The sequence below is a fragment of the Candidatus Zixiibacteriota bacterium genome (assembly GCA_034003725.1).
GTDB lineage: Bacteria > Zixibacteria > MSB-5A5 > GN15 > FEB-12 > WJMS01.
In genome coordinates, this window is record JAVEYB010000002.1 from 91,037 (window position 1) to 107,741 (window position 16,705).

The window sequence follows — 16,705 nt, forward strand, 5'->3', positions numbered from 1 at the left end:
ATTGTTGGGAGCGATAGAGCGTATGCAGAAATGCAGGAACGGGATCACGCTGGGGTGGCTCCTGCTCGCGGCGTTCGGTCTTGTGGCCGTGGGCGGGTGCGGCCGTTCCGACGACGTGAAGGTGAGCGGCACGGTGCATGTCGGGAACGATTCGGTCTACTATAGTATCGACCGGTATTCGGGCGGCTTTGCATACTCGGATGTCGATCCGTACGATACGATCAACAATGAACTGGCGGTCGACCTTTTGATCTACACGACGATCGACACGGTGACGCTGACGCCGGACACAAACGCGCAGTACGTCAAGCTGGTCAACGGAGACTCTTCGAAGTACATCACCGTTTTATATTTCAATCAGGCTCGGCGGAACGCGGAGAAGTATCTCGACCTGCTCAGGCAGTATGCGGCTTTTTCATCTGAGCCGCCTGCCGATGGATTTCATTTCACATACGCGTCGGCCGCGGACGACGACCTGACCGAACTGCGGACAACGTACAATCTGGACTCGGTGGCCGGCGACGGGGGCGAGTTTTCGCGTATCCGGAATCTTCTGCACTGGGCGCATACGAAGGTTCGGCATGATGGTTCCGAGGATCCCGCCGACCCTCGGCCCAGGAACGCGCTGAATATCATCGCGACGTGTCAACGCGAGAGCAAGGGGGCCAATTGCCGAATGCTGGCGACGTTGCTCAATGAGGTTCTTCTTGCGGAAGGATTTCGGTCGCGTCATGTCACATGTATGCCGTACGACAAGGAAGACCCGGATTGCCATGTGATCAACATGGTCTATTCGGATTCGCTCAGGAAGTGGTTGTATGTGGATCCGACATTTGACGCGTATTTCATGGATGAGGACAGCAACCTGCTGAGCATCGAGGAAGTCCGGGCGAAGTTGATTGGCGGCGAGATGCTGCTGCTTCCCGACGACATCAACTGGAACGGCGAGCCGAAGGACAGACGCGGATACATTACTTACATGAGCAAGAACCTGTTCCGGTTCTTCTGTCCGGTAGCAAGTGAGTTCGGATACGAGTCGAAAGATACGTGTGCCTGGGTCTATCTGAATCCGGTGGGATACGACAGCAGCCGTGCCGGAATCTCGGATACCACCCTCAAGGACGGCAGGCAGTTGGTAGACTTTTACACCAATGACAATGAGTCCTTCTGGACGACACCGTAGGGACAGAGAGTGCGGGAGGGTCCGTTTTCGAACCCGCTGCGTAACTGTGTGAATTACGAACCAAATATAGTGCGAGAGTGACAAAGTTCATGGCAACTCCCATCTCACAGCAAATAGCCGAGTTTGCAGTTCGTTTGAGATACGACGATCTGCCGGACAACGTAGTCCACGAAGTAAAGCGGTATCTGTACGATTCGGTCGGTTGCGCGTTCGGCGGATATCATACGAAAGACGTCAATATCCTTCGGGACATTTACATGCAAATGGGCGGGGCGGCCGAGTCGACTCTGATCGGGTTTGGTGACAAGATTCCGGCGGTGAACGCAACGCTGGTGAATTCGCTCATGATCCGGGCGCTCGACTTCAATGACATCTACTGGAAAGAAGACCCGTCGCATCCTTCCGATATCATCCCGGCGGCGTTGTCGGTTGCGGAGCGCGTCGGCGCCTCCATGAAGGATGTAATCGCAGCCATCGTGCTGGCGTACGAATTCGAAATGCGCTTGTGCGAGTTTGCGGTGCCGGGCGTGCGCGAACGCAAGTGGCATCACGCTACGCTCACGCAGTTCGTTTCGCCAATAGTCGCGGGCAAAATTCTCGGCCTGTCGGTCGATCAAATGGTCAACGCGATCGGCATCAACGGGTGCCACAACCACACGATCGGTTGTCCAACTGCCGGCCATCTGACGATGATGAAGAACACGGTTGATCCGATGGCGACGCAGGCGGGCGTGTTTGCCGCGTTGATGGCACAGCGCGGGTATTCCGGTACCGCGGAAGTCTTTGAAGGCAAAGAGGGATTCATGGACTGCTTCGGCGACGGCTGGAATGTTGCCAAGTTGGTGGGGGATCTGGGATCGCGGTTCAAGATTCTCGAGTGCAGTATGAAGGCATTTCCCACCGAAGCCCTCACACACACGCACATCAGCGCAACGCTCAAGGTTGTCAGAGAAAACAACATCTCATTCGACCAGATTGAACAGGTAACGATTACGACAATCGCGCGTGCGTGCGACATCCTGTTTGATCCGCACAAGTATCGTCCCAAGACGCGCGAGACAGCTGACCACTCGCTGCCGTACTGCATCGCCGCCGCTCTGGTTGACCACCAGATAACGACTAATTCGTTCAGCGAAGAAAAACTGAAAGATCCGCGCATCTGGCAGGTGATCGACAAAATCAAAGGGGACGCGTCTACTGAGTTTGAGAAGATGTTTCCGGCGAAGCAACCCTCGCGTGTGGTCGTCCAGACAATTGACGGAAAGCGGTTCGAAGCGTACCTGGAATATCCGAAGGGCGACCCTCGGGAGCCGATGACGGAGGAGGACCTGGACGCCAAGTTCAATGCGTTGTCGGGCCGATTACTTGACGCCACGCGTCAGGCTTCCATGAAAGCGCACATTTTCGGGTGCGAGAAGGTGTCTGCGCGAGACTTCATGAAAGGGCTGGTGGCGTAACCGCGCCGCGATAACGGCAATGGCAAAAAAGGAAAAGCCAAAGCGGGTTCAGCCGCAGCTTCTCAAGGGATTTCGGGACTATCCGCCCGCCGAACAGCTTGCGCGGGAACGCATGCTGGCCAAGCTCCGCGAGAATTTCGAGCGAATGGGTTTCTTGCCGCTGCAAACCGCCTCGCTGGAATTCGCGGAGACCCTGCTGGGTCCGCATTACTCCAGCGACAGCCTCGCCGAACTATTCGGTTTTCGCGGCCCCGATGACGTTGACATGGCATTACGGTATGAGTTCACGGTTTCGCTCGCACGATACGTGGCCTCTCAGCCTCACCTGCAGACACCGTTTCGTCGTTACCAGTACGGCAACGTCTGGCGGGTCGACAAACCGGGTCCCGGCAGATTTCGTGAATTCATGCAGTTCGACATTGATATCGTCGGTACGCTCAACCTGCTTGCCGATGCCGAGATTATCGCGGCCATGGTGACGACTTTCCAGCACCTTGATATCGAGCATTTTGTCGTCCGATATTCCAACCGCAAGATTCTGAACGGCCTGATCGAGTGGGCTGGAGTCGAAGTCGATCGGGGACCCGATGTGATGCGCGTGATCGACAAATTGGAGAAACAAGGAAAGGATGCCGTGTTGCTCGAGCTTGGTCCGGGTCGTATAGACAGCTCGGGCGACCGTATCCCCGGATTGGGTCTTGCGTCGGCGCAGATCACTCGCTTGGAGGCCTTTCTTGATGTGGCCCAGCATCAGAAAGGAGATCCGCTCGACCGCGTCCACAAGTTGCTGGGAGATGTCTCCATTTCGGATGAGGGTATTTCGGAGCTGAGACAGATCGATTCTCACCTGACGGCGCTGGGCATCGACAAGACAAAGACGCAAATCGATATGACCGTGGTGAGAGGCCTGGGCTATTACACCGGTCCGGTCTTTGAGACGACCTTGCTGGACCTCCCCGAATATGGATCGGTGTTCTCCGGCGGACGGTATGATAACCTGGTGGAGCGGTTCTCGAGCCAATCTCTGCCTGCTGTTGGATCTTCGGTCGGTGTGGACCGGCTGTTGGCGGCGCTACTGCAGTTGCAGACGCTACCCCTGCAGAGCGCCACGGCCGATGTTTTAGTGACGGTCATGGATCCGGACCGCCTTTCCAGTTATCTCGAAATCCTCGGAGAGCTACGGAACGCGGGAATCGCCTCGGAGATATTTGTAGGCGAAACAAAGAACCTCACCAAGCAAATCAAGTATGGTGATCGGGTTGGCATCCCGTTCGCCGTGATTGCCGGTTCGAACGAATTTGATCGAGGCGAGGTGACGGTGAAGAACATGGCGGCCGGGGCTCGAGTGGCGACCGATGTGTCCGATCGGGAAGAGTGGCTGAGAGCGGAAGGCTTTCAAGAGACGATTCCACGCGGCAATCTGGTTTCCTATCTGAAACAGCGGATGAGAAGGCGCGGCTGACAATCACGATGGCAACACGCAGGAAATCAGCATCGGCGTTCGAGAAGTACGCCCACGAATACGATTGGATGACCAATGCCGCGCAGCGCGAGGTCAATCACGCCCGCGAGGTGGACGCGATTATCGAGCGATGTTACCCCACCCGCGTTCTTGATGCGGGGTGTGCAACGGGTCTTACAACCGCGCTTTTCGCCCGCCGGGGAATTCCGTCGGTTGGCCTCGATCACTCGCGACCGATGATTGCGGTCGCGCGGCAGAAGTATGCAAACTCGGTGCTTCCGATGTCTTTTCGCTGGGGGAAGTTCGAGCGCCTCCCCAAAGCTATGGACAGCTCTTTTGACACCGTGGTGTGCCTCGCCAATGCGATTACGGGAGTTTCCACGCGGTCGGGCCTTATGGCAAGTCTCAGGGGCTTCTATCGCGTGCTCAGCGACCGAGGAACATTGGTCCTTCAGATGCTCAACTACCTGGCAGTCGAAGAAGGCACGTTACTGCCGATCCGAGCGACGGAGAATCAGGGTATCGTTTACGCGCGTTATTCTCAGCGCCGGGGCAAAAAGCTGGCAATACATGTGGTCCGCATTGACCTGAATGCCAAACCTCCCGTAACTGAACCATTCGTTCACGAATTCGACAACTACAGTCCCGACGAAATGCTGACAGCGATTCGCAGGTCGGGGTTCAAAAACATAGAAGCGTATGGCGAGCTGACTTTTCAGAAGCGCTTCACGAAAACCTCGCGGGACCTGGTGATTCTGGCCCGCCGGTAATACGTATGGACTGCATTTCCCCGGACAAAAGGAGAGTCACGATCACGAATCGAACGATCTTTCGTTGGATGGCCCGGCTGTCGGGCTTTTTGATGGTGTTGGCGGTAGCCGGAGGCGTCCACGCGCAGCGCGTGCTGGAGCCGGTGAGGCATCTCGAGGAGTTCCGCCCGGCCGGGAGCCTTCGCATGTGGACCTTCACCCACCAGGCCAAGGACATGGGGCGTCTCTTTTCAACCGTGACCAGGCATAGGACCATCGACGGTGATGACGCCCTCGTAATTGAGAGACGATTGTCAGTCGATTTCGCTCTGACCGGATCACCTCATACGGCGGGTGTGCAGGGAGAGAGTTACGTTTCTCCAGCCGGCTACTATCGAGGGGACAATGTTGTCATCACCAGCGACTCTCTATCGGAGCGACTTTCCATGGAGTATGTGGACAGCGCCCTGAGAGGCTTTTTCACGCGCGGCTCAGAAAAGGTTGAACGAACGGTGACGTTTCCGCCCGACAGATACGCATGGGAATACAACCTTGTTGATCAGTTGGAGATCTTTCTTGCTCGTCAGCGAATCGCGGTCGGAGAGAGTTTTGTCGATACCTTGTACCAACCGCAGGCGATGACTTCGTTTGTCGTATCCGGTGAGGTCAGCGAGTTCGTGCACAAGGAGCTTTACAAGGGGAAGTTCGATTCCGTGTTTGTGATTCATCTTGAGGCTCCGCAGCCGTTCGACTGCTATTTCACTCCGGACCGTCGACTTGCCCGTGTCGACTTTGTGCCTCAGCGAATCAGGGTCTATCTCGATCTGGACACTCGAACCCAGGTTCTCAAGGAACAGGCCGGCGAACGGGGCTGGCAGACGGCCACCTCGCACACCCTGCATTGGATCGCATTTCTCGTTGTCGGTGCGTTAGGTGTTCTGTTTTTCGCCCGACGTATTCCGCGCCCCTTACAGTGGTCGGGGGCGATCGTAACCGGCGCGGCAGCCTTTGCAGTGAGCTTGATTACACAAGTTCCGCTTCAAAAATGGTTGGCAGAGCAGTTGGTTTCGCACGGTCAGGCGACGCACGTGCTGTCGTACGGCCGCGCTTTGGTCCCCGCGCTCGCCGGAGCGGTGACACAGGAATTGCTGAAGCTCGGGGGGATCCTTGTGATGGCCCGGTGGCTGAGCCGCGATCGCGAAACTCTCATTGTGGCCGGGGCGATTCTGGGCGCTGCCTTCGGCATTTTGGAAGCAATCTACCGGCTGGGATATGTCGGAGGCGAGCTGTTCGGTTGGGAGACGCTTGAACGAACTTTCCTGGTCCTGTTCCATACGACATCGGCCGCGATGCTCGCCGCCTCCTTCTGGGAATCGCGTCGCTATTTCGTGAGTGTGGTCGCTGCGCTTGTTGCGGTAAATGGCATAATGCGGTTTTTGCCTGCGCTTGTGCACCACAACGATGCGACACCTGAGCTCGTCAGTCTGCTCTCGGCAGGTGCCGTTGTTTTGCTCATGATTGTTGCTTTGGTGTTACGTACGGCCGGAAAGCCACGGTAAGGAGAGGTGTGGCCGAGTGCGGGCTCCAGCCGTTTGTAAAACATTGACACAGATTGGTCACCCCGGTATTATGGCTCGATTACGGCTCTCTGATTGGGCATGACAGATTGGGAGAACACCGCAGGGAAGATGGCTCACAAACGTGCCTTCGCCGGTATCGACATCGGCGCAACGAATATCAAATACGGTCTCGTTGACCCCGACGGAAAGGTCATTTTTCGCGAGCAGCGCCCGACCGTCGCGGAAAAGGGTCCTGAGGCCCTCATGCATCTCGTTACGAACATCGCCGAACGACTGTTGCTTTTTGCGGCGGAGGATGAATATGACGTTCGGTGGCTGGGGGTCGGGACACCCGGGGCGGTCGATGTTCGTACCGGAAAAGTCATCGGCCCGAGTCCGAACATCGCCGGCTGGCAGGGTACTGAAATCGGACGTACTCTGACCGATCGATTGAACCTTCCGGTCTGGGTCGATAACGACGTAAATGCCATGGCCATGGCCGAAGCTCGGTTCGGGGCCGCGGTCGGATTCAAGTCCGTGGTGTGCGTTGCCATCGGAACTGGTGTGGGCGGCGGGCTCATCCTCAATGGCCAACTCTGGCGCGGCGCGGGTTACTCGGCCGGTGAACTTGGACATATGTCCATCAAGTTTGATGGTCCCCGGTGTCATGGAGATATGAACGGCTGTATCGAGTCCTATTGTTGTTCCGCAGCGATACTGGCCCGTGCCCGCGCACGTCTGGCGCACGGGTTGACACCCGTATTCGAGGAGATTCTGCAGGGTTCGTTGGAGAGTCTCAATATCAAGCGGTTGTTTGCGGCCGCCCGTAAAGGGGACGAGGTAGCATCGGAGATCATCACCGAGACTGCGGATCTTCTTGCCGTGGGATTGGCCGGAATTGTGAACCTTCTCAATCCTGAGATCGTAATAGTGGGGGGAGGGATTGCCGATGGCGGCGCAGGCTTCGTCGAAGCGGTTTCCGCCGGTATACGCAAACGGGCCTTCGACAGCGCGACCCGCGAGTTGCGTGTCTCCAAGGCGACACTGGGCAACGACGCCGGCTTCATTGGCGCCGCAATACTCGGGGATTCTCTCCGGTAAACTGTAGAGGGATGAAGTATGTCCGATCATAGCGCGCGCGGGCCGATCGCGTTTGAAATCACCAAGTGGTATGGTTACGTGATTGCCGCGATGTTTATTCTGTACGGCGGAGTGAAGATCATTCTCGGCTTTCTCGACCACACCTATGACGGTCTGTTAAGCTGGATCGTTTTTCTGCTGGTCGGGGTAGTGATAGTCGCGATTGCGACGGCTTTTCGTGACCAGAAGCGATGGGGCTGGACCGGCATGGTGGTGATCACGGGACTGATGATTCTGGGGTCGGCGGTCAACCTCGCCCAGGTTCTGAACTGGGTACTGCTCGCGACGGCCATGGCGGTGATGGTGTTGTTGATGTCGCCGGCAACCAGGCAGCATGTGACCGGTCGGCAGTAGTTTTTTCGATTGACTTCCAGTGAAATCCGGCTAAATTAGCGTTTCCATTGTGCGGTTATCGAAGTTGGCGCCCTAGCTCAGTTGGTAGAGCAACGGACTGAAAATCCGTGTGTCCCCAGTTCGATTCTGGGGGGCGCCACTTTTTTGTTGGCCACGCCTGCGCAGTCCCCTGAAACGCGGGTGGTGGGAGGGAATTCATTGGAATCATCGTCGATATCCCGCTTCGGTATCGCCCGTTATCGCTGCAGCACGTGGTTGGCGTTGATTTCGTTGACTGCGACATTCGCGCTTTTCGGTGCTTGCGCCGAAGCCGCAACGCGTGACATAGACATCGATGATGATCCTCTCTTCCTGGTATTTGATACCGAAATCCTGCACCGGAGCGAACTGCTTGACGACCGCGGCGTGGTGTTTCATCCGATACTGACGTTTCCGCCCCCCGGCTATGATTCCGTTCAGCAGCGACTAATCATAGCATTTAACGGATCCGGGATCCAGGGAGATCCGTCCATGGTGCTGGTGCGGAACTGGCCGGAGTGGACTATTGCCGATGAGCAACCTGTCCGACTGCTCCTGTCTGATGTCGCCACTCTAACGGTTCCCGATTCGATTGCACCAACTGCGTGTGGGACCGGGGTCAGAAACGATACGGGATTCGTTTATCGGTATGTCCCTGACCTGCAATTGTACGAGGAGTACCCCGTTGTCGTCGGTGCAAACCGACTAGGCGAGCCGTGGATTGCCAAGATGCCGATTCTGGCAGTTGCAGATCTCGATCGTGATGGATACGACGAGCTTATGATCGGTATCTCGGCAGGGCGGTATGGAACGCCGCGCGAGCTTGTGTGTGTAGACTCGAAATCGGGTCGGGTACGTTGGCGGTATGGGCTGGCTGCTGCCATTAACGACCAATCGCTGCACGTGTTTTCCGAAGAACCGCGAGTACGGTTCGTCACGATCTCCCCGGGTCAGGGCTATACCGTCGACGGCTTTTCTGACATGTTCTCCTACTATGTCGCGCTTGACTCCGATGGCCATGAGAGATGTCGAAAGATCGTTGCGAGGTATCCCGAACCCGGGCTGCTGGCATGGGATAAGGAATCCGATCGTGCTTACCTCTATCACACCCTTCAGCCGACGGACACTATGTCATTGTCTGAGGAGGAGTCCACCAGTCCGCGAGTGTCACTGATTTCTCCTATCGGCGACGTGAGGATTCAGGCGGCAATAGACATGGAATTGCAGGACATGTGGACATCGGATTATATCGGGGGCGGTTGTGAGGAACTGTGCGTCATCACAAACTCGGGCCATATCCGGGTTTACGACAGCCTTCTCTCTCCCGTTGCGGGGTCCGGTCCATCATCGCTGAGCGGCTTTGCCGGCCGAGGGCCTACGTTGCAGGGATATCGCGAAACAGGCGTTCTCAAAGATCAGCGGGGAAGTTCTCTACTGGTCAGCGAGTCGTTCGACCCGCTTGCCGTTCTGCCGATGGCCGCTTATGTCGCTCTTATACAACAACCGGATGAAAGCAGTGATTCCGCAACGCTAATAGTCGCTTTCCCGCGTCGACATGGCTCGATAGTGTCTCTGCGGGCGCGGTCGTTTGGGGACTATCTCGTGATTCTCTTCAATAGGTATCGAAACTATTTGATTGCCGTCTTACTCAGCCTGGGTGTAGGACTAGTAATCGTGAATTACTACCGCATACGGACGCGCCGCAATCTGGATACGATATCGACACAGAAAGAAGAGCTGGAGGCGGCTCACCGTGCCCTGCGCGAAGCGCAGGAACAGATAGTCGCCGCTGAGAAGTATCGGCAGGCGAAAGACATTGCGGGTGGATTAGCACACGAGATCCGGAACGCTCTTTTCCCGGCACGCGGACTGCTTTCTCGCTTGAAGAAGGAACAACTCGGGCCGGGGATCGGCGAGTTTGTGGCGGATATCGAGCGATCGGTCGTCCGGGCGGTCGATGTCACGACGTGGATATCCAGGTATACTACTCTTGACTCAGGGCACGCACCTTCCCTCGTTCGGATCGAGCGCATTGTGGAACAGGTATTGCAGTTGCACGGTGCGAAAATAGAATCGTCCGGCGTGAAAGTAAAAACGCACGGAGATAGTGCGGTAACAGTGGAGGCGGACGAGGCGCAGCTAGTACTGGCCGTGAGCAACCTGGTTGGCAACAGCCTCGATGCGTTGGGCGGGACTAAGGACCCGACTCTGTCGATCGGCTGGAGCCATTCTGAGAGCCACTGCCGAATTGCTGTCGAGGATAGTGGACCGGGAATCGATCTCGAGATCATAGCTCGTGTCTTTGACCCGTTCTTCTCGACAAAACCATCCCAAGGCACCGGTCTTGGGCTGTGTATTGTCCGCCAGATCGCTACGCTTCACGGCGGTAGTGTCGCTATTGAGAATCGCCCTGAAGGCGGTGTCAGGGCAGAAATAGCGCTTCCGGCTGAATCCTGAACGGCTTCGCCGGGCGGCTGGCTGGGCCGGCTAATACGTGAAGAGTTCCGACGGCCTAAACCTGGCGTGTCCGACAGCCGATACCCACTGTAGAATTGACACTGAACCATTTCGGCATCAGGAGCGTGCCATGGCTTTCATCGACTGGAACGATTCCTACAATACATACATCCCTGACATGGATCAGCAGCATCAGGGTCTGGTCCGGCTGATAAACCAGCTGCACGAGTCGATTGAGGCCGGGCACGACCGCGAAGCGGTTGGCGGTGTGATTCGGTCTCTTGTTGACTACACTATCTTCCACTTCCGTGAAGAAGAAAGCCTTATGTGTCAATTCGCTCCCTCGATGCACGAGCATCATAGCGCGTTTCACGCGGCCTTTGCGGAATGGATCAGCGATCAGCTCGTGAAGTGGGGGATGGGGGAAGAGGTTGAAGCCGGGTACCTGCTGGAGTATCTGCGCTGGTGGCTGCTGGATCACATCGCGTGCGAGGATGTGGCGATGGCCCGAGCAATTATGAAGGTGCCGGCAGCAATCCTGAAGTAAGCGCTTCAGTTCCTCGTCATACAGCCTGAAAGTCCTTGACCGTGCGTACCACAAACGTATATTGTCAATGAACGGCATCGTGGACGAACCACTCGCATATACCTCATTTCGTTACTTGCACCGTTACACAGAAGGCCCGGAGAAACTCTGAGTTGAACTGCTAACGTCCCCGTCACGTGTTCGCCGCGACGCGTGACTACGTCTGCAACAGTTACCTCACATGGGAGGAAGCGCGTATGGAGAGGAACCGACGTTGGCGCCGAGTATTCTTGATGATCGCATCGGCAGTAGTCTCTCTGTTGGCAATCGGGGGAGTTTCGGAGGCACAGATCAATGTTGCCGGTGATATGAATCTCGACAGCATCGACAACAGCATCGCCGACCTGGCCTACTACTACAGCTACTTCGCTTTGGGTCTCGGGGTATTCCCGCCGCTCTCGATCGAGGCGGTGATCGCCGAGTCGGACGTCAATTGCGATGGTTCGACTCTGACGGTGCCTGATATGGTCAAGATGTGCCAGATCATGCTCGGCAACGCCCAGCCGTGTACGCTGAATGTCGCCTCGTCGAGGCTGCTGTCTTCGACCGTAAGCCGGGGAATGGACGCTAACTTCACCGTTTCGATAGAGAAGTGGAGTCAATCCGTGTCCGATGACTTTCGGGTGCTCGTGCGGCTGAACCAGCAGGCCAAAGAGGTGAACGGATACCAGTTCAATATCCGCTGGGATCCGGCAGGAATAGAGTTGCTCGATGTCGTTCCCGGATCGCCGTATCTGGTCGACTGGCAGGTCGTCGGATACCAGGAGGTTTTCGGGGGGGCAACGAGGCGCGAGGTCCGCATAGTCGGTTACCCCTGGGAAAGCGGCTCCGGTACCGCCGACCTGAGCAATTGGAGTTCGGCCGTTCTTGTGGAGCTTCGCTTCCAGATCACCGATCCGGAGACATCGTTTTCCAAACCATTCCAGTTTCGCTGGGGGCCGTGCGGCGACAATTCCCTGGCCGTCCTGGACTGGCAGGGGACGGCTTTTGAGACGCCGGAGTACCTTGCTGTTTCAAGCCAGGTATACGACTATGATGGCTCAGATATCACCGGGCAGGACGGCGGGGGGGTGCATGACTTCTGCCTGAGCTCCGACACTCTCGCTCCGAGGCGGGAGATCATTTTCCACAACACGTTGATCGAATTCGAGGCGCTATGTTGTGAGACGACCGGCGATTACAACAGCGACGGAACTACCGATCTGTCTGACCTGATCGGGTTCGTCAATTACCTGTTTCTCGGCGGCGTCCCACCGGTGTGTCCGGCGTCGGTCAACATCAATGGTGATCCCGGCTGCGCCGTTGATTTAACCGATCTCATTAGTCTGGTCAGCTACCTGTTTACCGGAGGCGCGACACCGGCGCCGTGTATGGAGCAGTGTATGTAGCAGGCTTCCGGTTCTTTCGCAGAATGCCACAATGATGCAGGGGCCGCACACAGCGGCCCTTTTTTCATGATGTTTGTCGCAGGGAGTTTGAAACTCTCGCGAAACAAATGGCAAGGCCCTTGCAGTCCGGTCGGGGCAGTGATACTCACATGTCGATCGTAGAGTCGTCGACTTGTGAGTGAATTCAGAACACCCGCCTATACGAGTCGGTCCGATATCCCAGGGTTCTGCCGCAGACTGATCAGGGCGAAGGCGGTCGTCATGGCGACCGGCGGATGCGGGCGGCTGCATATCCAGGGTTTCATGACTACAAACCACCACGGTGCGACCGCCGACGGCATCGTGCTCGGGTACCGTGCGGGCGTACCGGTTTGTTTTCTTCATACGGTCCAGTACCACCCCACGGGGATTGTCTTCCCGGAGCAGGCGGAAGGCATTCTTATCACGGAGAAGTTCCGTGGATGGGGCGCCAATCTCGTCGATATCGAGGGCAACCAGTTCGTCAACGAAGCGGATGGCCGGGTTGCTCCGATGCTTCTTGCGGATTGCACCGACCCACGGATTCGCGAGCGTCAGCTTACGGCACACTACGTGGGGACGCTTCGGTAAGCGAGTTTGCATCCGATTCAACCGTGCTCTCGGACGGGTCGTCTGACCGCACAGTTTCTTTATGTCTTCGGCTCCCAGGATGAAGGTGACGGCAGGTCTGAAGACAGACCGTCGTCACACAAACGGTGCAAGCAACTTTTTCGTTGTACAAGTGTGGCGCTCTGCGCGTTATGCGGAAATGGGTTTGTTTTGCTATTTTTATGGGGACCCCATTCTTTTCCTTTCCCCGATCATGATTTCGGGCAGGGGAATAACCGCTTTTTGAGCGGACTTTTGGCAACCGGTCGCGATACTGAAGTGCCATCATTTTTGCGCTCCGTGTGAGTGGAGTGTTTACTAAGGGGGGCCGGGCATTTTTTCCATCGAGGTGGTAGGGAAAGTGTGGGTCGCGTGGTGCACGAGGACGGGAGCCACGCACGGACTAACGATGGAGAGACGATGTGCGAGTCATTCCGAGTGTACCGTTTCAGCAGAAAGTGGACACGGCTGGGTATTTGTTAAGACTCTCTACTGTCGCAATTCCAGTTTGATACTCCCGCTGAAGGTCGCCGACTGTCTGTGCGGAGGGTCATTGGGATTTGGCTCCGAAGCCTTTGAAGTGCTTGCACAATATATTCCGGTAAACAACTGCACGAAAGTCTTGCCCGGAGGGATTGACCTGAATTGATTTTCATCGTTCAGATTCGTCGTCGCATTATATTCTCCGTCCAGTCGAAACAGGCGGGAGTAGTCTATTGTCGGATGTTCCAGGATTCCAAGCACATCGCAACTGCTCACAACCTTACTGCCCAGATCAAAACGTGCGGAGTAGCCGGTAATTTGACCCTGGTAAGTATATTCTGATGTCGCAGTGAAATCGTACGCATACCATAGGCCATAGCTTTGACTAGTCTTGTTGTCTATCTCAAGGACAACCCAGGCCCAAGTTTCAAATCGCAGGGCAGCGGTGCCTGAAGCGTAGCCATGTCCAGTTACATCTGCCCGGGTGTATCCGGAGAAGTCTATCGTCATGGACTTATCATCAAGAGGATTAAATGATAACTCGCACTCAGCCGCAGCCTCAGTGGTTACAGCAGACGCCGTGATTGTTCCCAAGTGGTTGCCCCCGCCGAGCGAATCACCGCCGGTGCACGTATAGGCTGGTTCGCCACTTGGACCATGCAAGACGTAGGTATAGTAATCTTGTTTAGATTCTACCTGAATACCATCTACAGAATAGCGAGCCTCGGCCAACTTGGTGTACGGTCCCTGGCCCCGTGGTGTAATTAACTCATATGGGTTGCCGACGTGAACGGTCATTGTAATAGATCCACCGTAGTTCACCGCGGCCGTCGATGTTTGTCTGCCGATCACTTCCACGGTCTGTGAGGCGGGATCAGCGCTCAACAAGTTGCCGGTACCGTCGTCGACATCTCGGGCAACGACAGTATAGGTTCCGGCCAATAAGGAGTCGATCAGGGTATCCGTGACAATGTGCGTGAATACTCCATCCCCGGTCAAATCGATATCAGCTTCAATGCCTTCGGGGAGGCCCGACACTGTTACCAAAATACTTCCGTACTTCGCCGTGTATTCGATATCAATCGTCACATCGTCTTCATCATCAAGTGTGATGGTGGTATCAACCGGTTTCGGGACATACTCATAATTGTCAGCATCCAATACAGCAAAGGAGTAGATATGGTAGCTCCCCGATTCAAGCGGCGATAACACGGTGCTTTGAGTGATTTTTCCAGAGGAATAGCCGCTCGGCCCATCCACAAAAACACTGCCGTCAGTTCCACCGGGGAGTCCTGTGATCTGTACATGAAGTGTGGCCGGATTCCCCACAACGACGGTCTTAGTCTCGGTCCCAGGTGAAGCATTGCCGAACGCTCCTCCGGAATAGACGCAAATAGCGCAAAGAGCGTGGTCAATCAGAACTTTCGCCTGCTCGCCGGCTGTACGCCCTCGAGCCTGAATTGCCCCTTCACCTTTTTCCATACCTATCCATTCAAGTATTGACGTATCCGGTTTGAGAATGGTGGGCTCGATACTGAACAGCTCGACCAGATCAGAATGGTTAATGGTGACGGGGCCCCAAGTCATCTCCGGCAGATCGGCTTCCGGGTCAATGAAGATCGCCCCACCCTGCGAATCATTATACGCCACAAGACACTTGCGATACAGGTCGAGTGCAAATTTGATGGTTTCTTTGAGGATTTCACGAAACTCGGTAACAAGACCCTGAGGAACTCCCTTCGCAGCAAGGGCGTCAATCAGCACATCCAGGATCTGGGTCGCCTTAATGGTGGACGGTATGTTTCTGGCCGAGATCGCTATCGTACTGTAGGTCGGTTCCCCTACGCCGATCGTGTCAGATTCAAGGGTGAGGGTGAAAGCCGTAATCTCCGCCGGAAACAGACTTGGCGCCAAAGTTCCGTAAACGAATTCCCAGACAGACATGATCGAATTGATGACTAGAATCGGAAGCGCGGCGATTCCGCTGATCGCGATCAGGTCAGCTCCAATCTTCACTGACTCGGCATAAGTTTGTGCTGTCGGCTTCACGACTAAGTTTTTATAGTCTTCCAGGATCGTGTATATCTGCATTTGGCAGGCCAGATCCATATCCGGACCGCCATCCCGGCAAAAAATGCTGCTCTTAGTACTAGATATCTTCTGGGAAAACTTGCCTACGGAATTGGCAAACTCATTGTAGTAGTCCAAAGCGCCACATGATGCCATGACTGCATCTTGAAGAGCCAAGGCTGAATCCTCTTGAGCTGTCCACGATGACGAACCGGACAGGATCGACTGGATCGAACTATCCACCCCTGATATCAGGGAGTCCAGCATAAACGATATCGCCAGCCGATACCCCTCAAGCCGTTCATCCTGACCCGGAAGTTGTGCGAGAGAATTGAGGACCTCCCCGAGTGAACTGCTGATAATCTGCAGGTCCTGCGCGATCGAATCCATAGTGCCGTCGGCATGAGGCAATGTATCGATAGTCAGTGCCCCCAGTGCCTGGGCTACGGTGTCGGCACCCTTGATGATGAAAACGTCCTGAGCACCGGAAGGTATCTTCGGCCACAACCCCCCTTCCTCAAGGAAAAGTGGCACCAGGGCGACGATCGAATCGCCATTTACTACAAATGGAGTAAGATAACCGCCAACGTGCATAGTCACTGTCGTATCGCCGGGGGTAATCTTGTAACCCGTAATCTCCAAGGGAGAACCCGGAACGCCGTGAGTGGGACTGACTTGAATTGTTGCAGGTTCGGATCCCGGCCCAGTTGGCCCAGATTGCTTTTTGGAACAAGACGGCAAGAGCAACCAAACGGCCGCTGCCGAGATTATTATAACGGCAATGATCCACTTATTGTACATCATCCACCTTCTGATATAGATGTCGATGGCTCAAAAGCCAGCCATCAAGGCCGCGCAAATCAGGCCCACTGCGTGGGGCATCAACACGGATAAGTAGGAATTAGGACTCCATTAACCGAATTATGCATATTCCGAAAACGGAGTTTAACACTCTAGGTGTATTAATCTTGTTTGTAAGATACTGAAATCTTCAATAAATTCAAGAGGGAATATGGGCCGCATTAGTCAACGGGGGCCCTACACAATGAGTTTTACAAATGGGATTCGGAATCGCGGGCATAAAAAAGCGGCCCCGACAAAACTTTCCCCAAACGTTTGTGAAGTACGAGTATCCGGGGATGGACGGCACGCACGCGTGGGAGGTTGGGGGG

At 55.5% G+C, this 16,705-nt stretch carries 12 protein-coding genes and 1 tRNA gene; 12 read left to right on the forward strand and 1 reads right to left on the reverse strand.

The window, feature by feature from the left end; all coding sequences use genetic code 11:
- Window positions 1-22 precede the first annotated feature (22 nt).
- From RBT76_03495 to RBT76_03550, 12 genes are all read left to right on the forward strand, one after another.
- Window positions 23-1,183, forward strand: a complete 1,161-nt coding sequence (locus RBT76_03495) for a transglutaminase-like domain-containing protein (protein ID MDX9856833.1) — start codon at window positions 23-25, stop codon at window positions 1,181-1,183.
- Between the two features lie 89 nt (window positions 1,184-1,272).
- Complete coding sequence (locus RBT76_03500; GenBank protein ID MDX9856834.1) at window positions 1,273-2,640, forward strand: MmgE/PrpD family protein; 1,368 nt, start codon at window positions 1,273-1,275, stop codon at window positions 2,638-2,640.
- A 19-nt stretch (window positions 2,641-2,659) separates the two neighbouring features.
- A complete protein-coding gene (gene hisS, locus RBT76_03505) occupies window positions 2,660-4,102 on the forward strand; it encodes a histidine--tRNA ligase (GenBank protein ID MDX9856835.1) in 1,443 nt (480 codons plus the stop codon).
- Between the two features lie 8 nt (window positions 4,103-4,110).
- The gene (locus tag RBT76_03510) at window positions 4,111-4,872 is read left to right on the forward strand and encodes a class I SAM-dependent methyltransferase (protein MDX9856836.1); all 762 of its coding nucleotides are present in this window, start codon (window positions 4,111-4,113) and stop codon (window positions 4,870-4,872) included.
- A 5-nt stretch (window positions 4,873-4,877) separates the two neighbouring features.
- Entirely contained in the window at window positions 4,878-6,410 is a 1,533-nt protein-coding gene (locus RBT76_03515) for a hypothetical protein (GenBank protein MDX9856837.1), read from the forward strand.
- 129 nt (window positions 6,411-6,539) lie between these two features.
- Window positions 6,540-7,511: an ROK family protein gene (locus tag RBT76_03520; protein MDX9856838.1), complete on the forward strand. Its 972-nt coding sequence runs from the start codon at window positions 6,540-6,542 to the stop codon at window positions 7,509-7,511.
- An 18-nt stretch (window positions 7,512-7,529) separates the two neighbouring features.
- Window positions 7,530-7,904, forward strand: coding sequence for a hypothetical protein (locus RBT76_03525; protein MDX9856839.1), 375 nt, complete (start codon window positions 7,530-7,532; stop codon window positions 7,902-7,904).
- 66 nt (window positions 7,905-7,970) lie between these two features.
- Window positions 7,971-8,043 (forward strand) — tRNA-Phe (locus RBT76_03530).
- 59 nt (window positions 8,044-8,102) lie between these two features.
- A complete protein-coding gene (locus RBT76_03535; protein ID MDX9856840.1) occupies window positions 8,103-10,379 on the forward strand; it encodes an ATP-binding protein in 2,277 nt (758 codons plus the stop codon).
- Window positions 10,380-10,509: 130 nt separating this feature from the next.
- Entirely contained in the window at window positions 10,510-10,926 is a 417-nt protein-coding gene (locus RBT76_03540; GenBank protein ID MDX9856841.1) for a bacteriohemerythrin, read from the forward strand.
- A gap of 236 nt (window positions 10,927-11,162) precedes the next feature.
- Complete coding sequence (locus RBT76_03545; protein MDX9856842.1) at window positions 11,163-12,353, forward strand: cohesin domain-containing protein; 1,191 nt, start codon at window positions 11,163-11,165, stop codon at window positions 12,351-12,353.
- 174 nt (window positions 12,354-12,527) lie between these two features.
- Window positions 12,528-12,962: an FAD-binding protein gene (locus RBT76_03550; protein MDX9856843.1), complete on the forward strand. Its 435-nt coding sequence runs from the start codon at window positions 12,528-12,530 to the stop codon at window positions 12,960-12,962.
- A 507-nt stretch (window positions 12,963-13,469) separates the two neighbouring features.
- Here the strand turns inward: RBT76_03550 and RBT76_03555 are convergent.
- Window positions 13,470-16,127, reverse strand: coding sequence for a hypothetical protein (locus RBT76_03555; protein ID MDX9856844.1), 2,658 nt, complete (start codon window positions 16,125-16,127; stop codon window positions 13,470-13,472).
- Window positions 16,128-16,705: the final 578 nt, after the last annotated feature.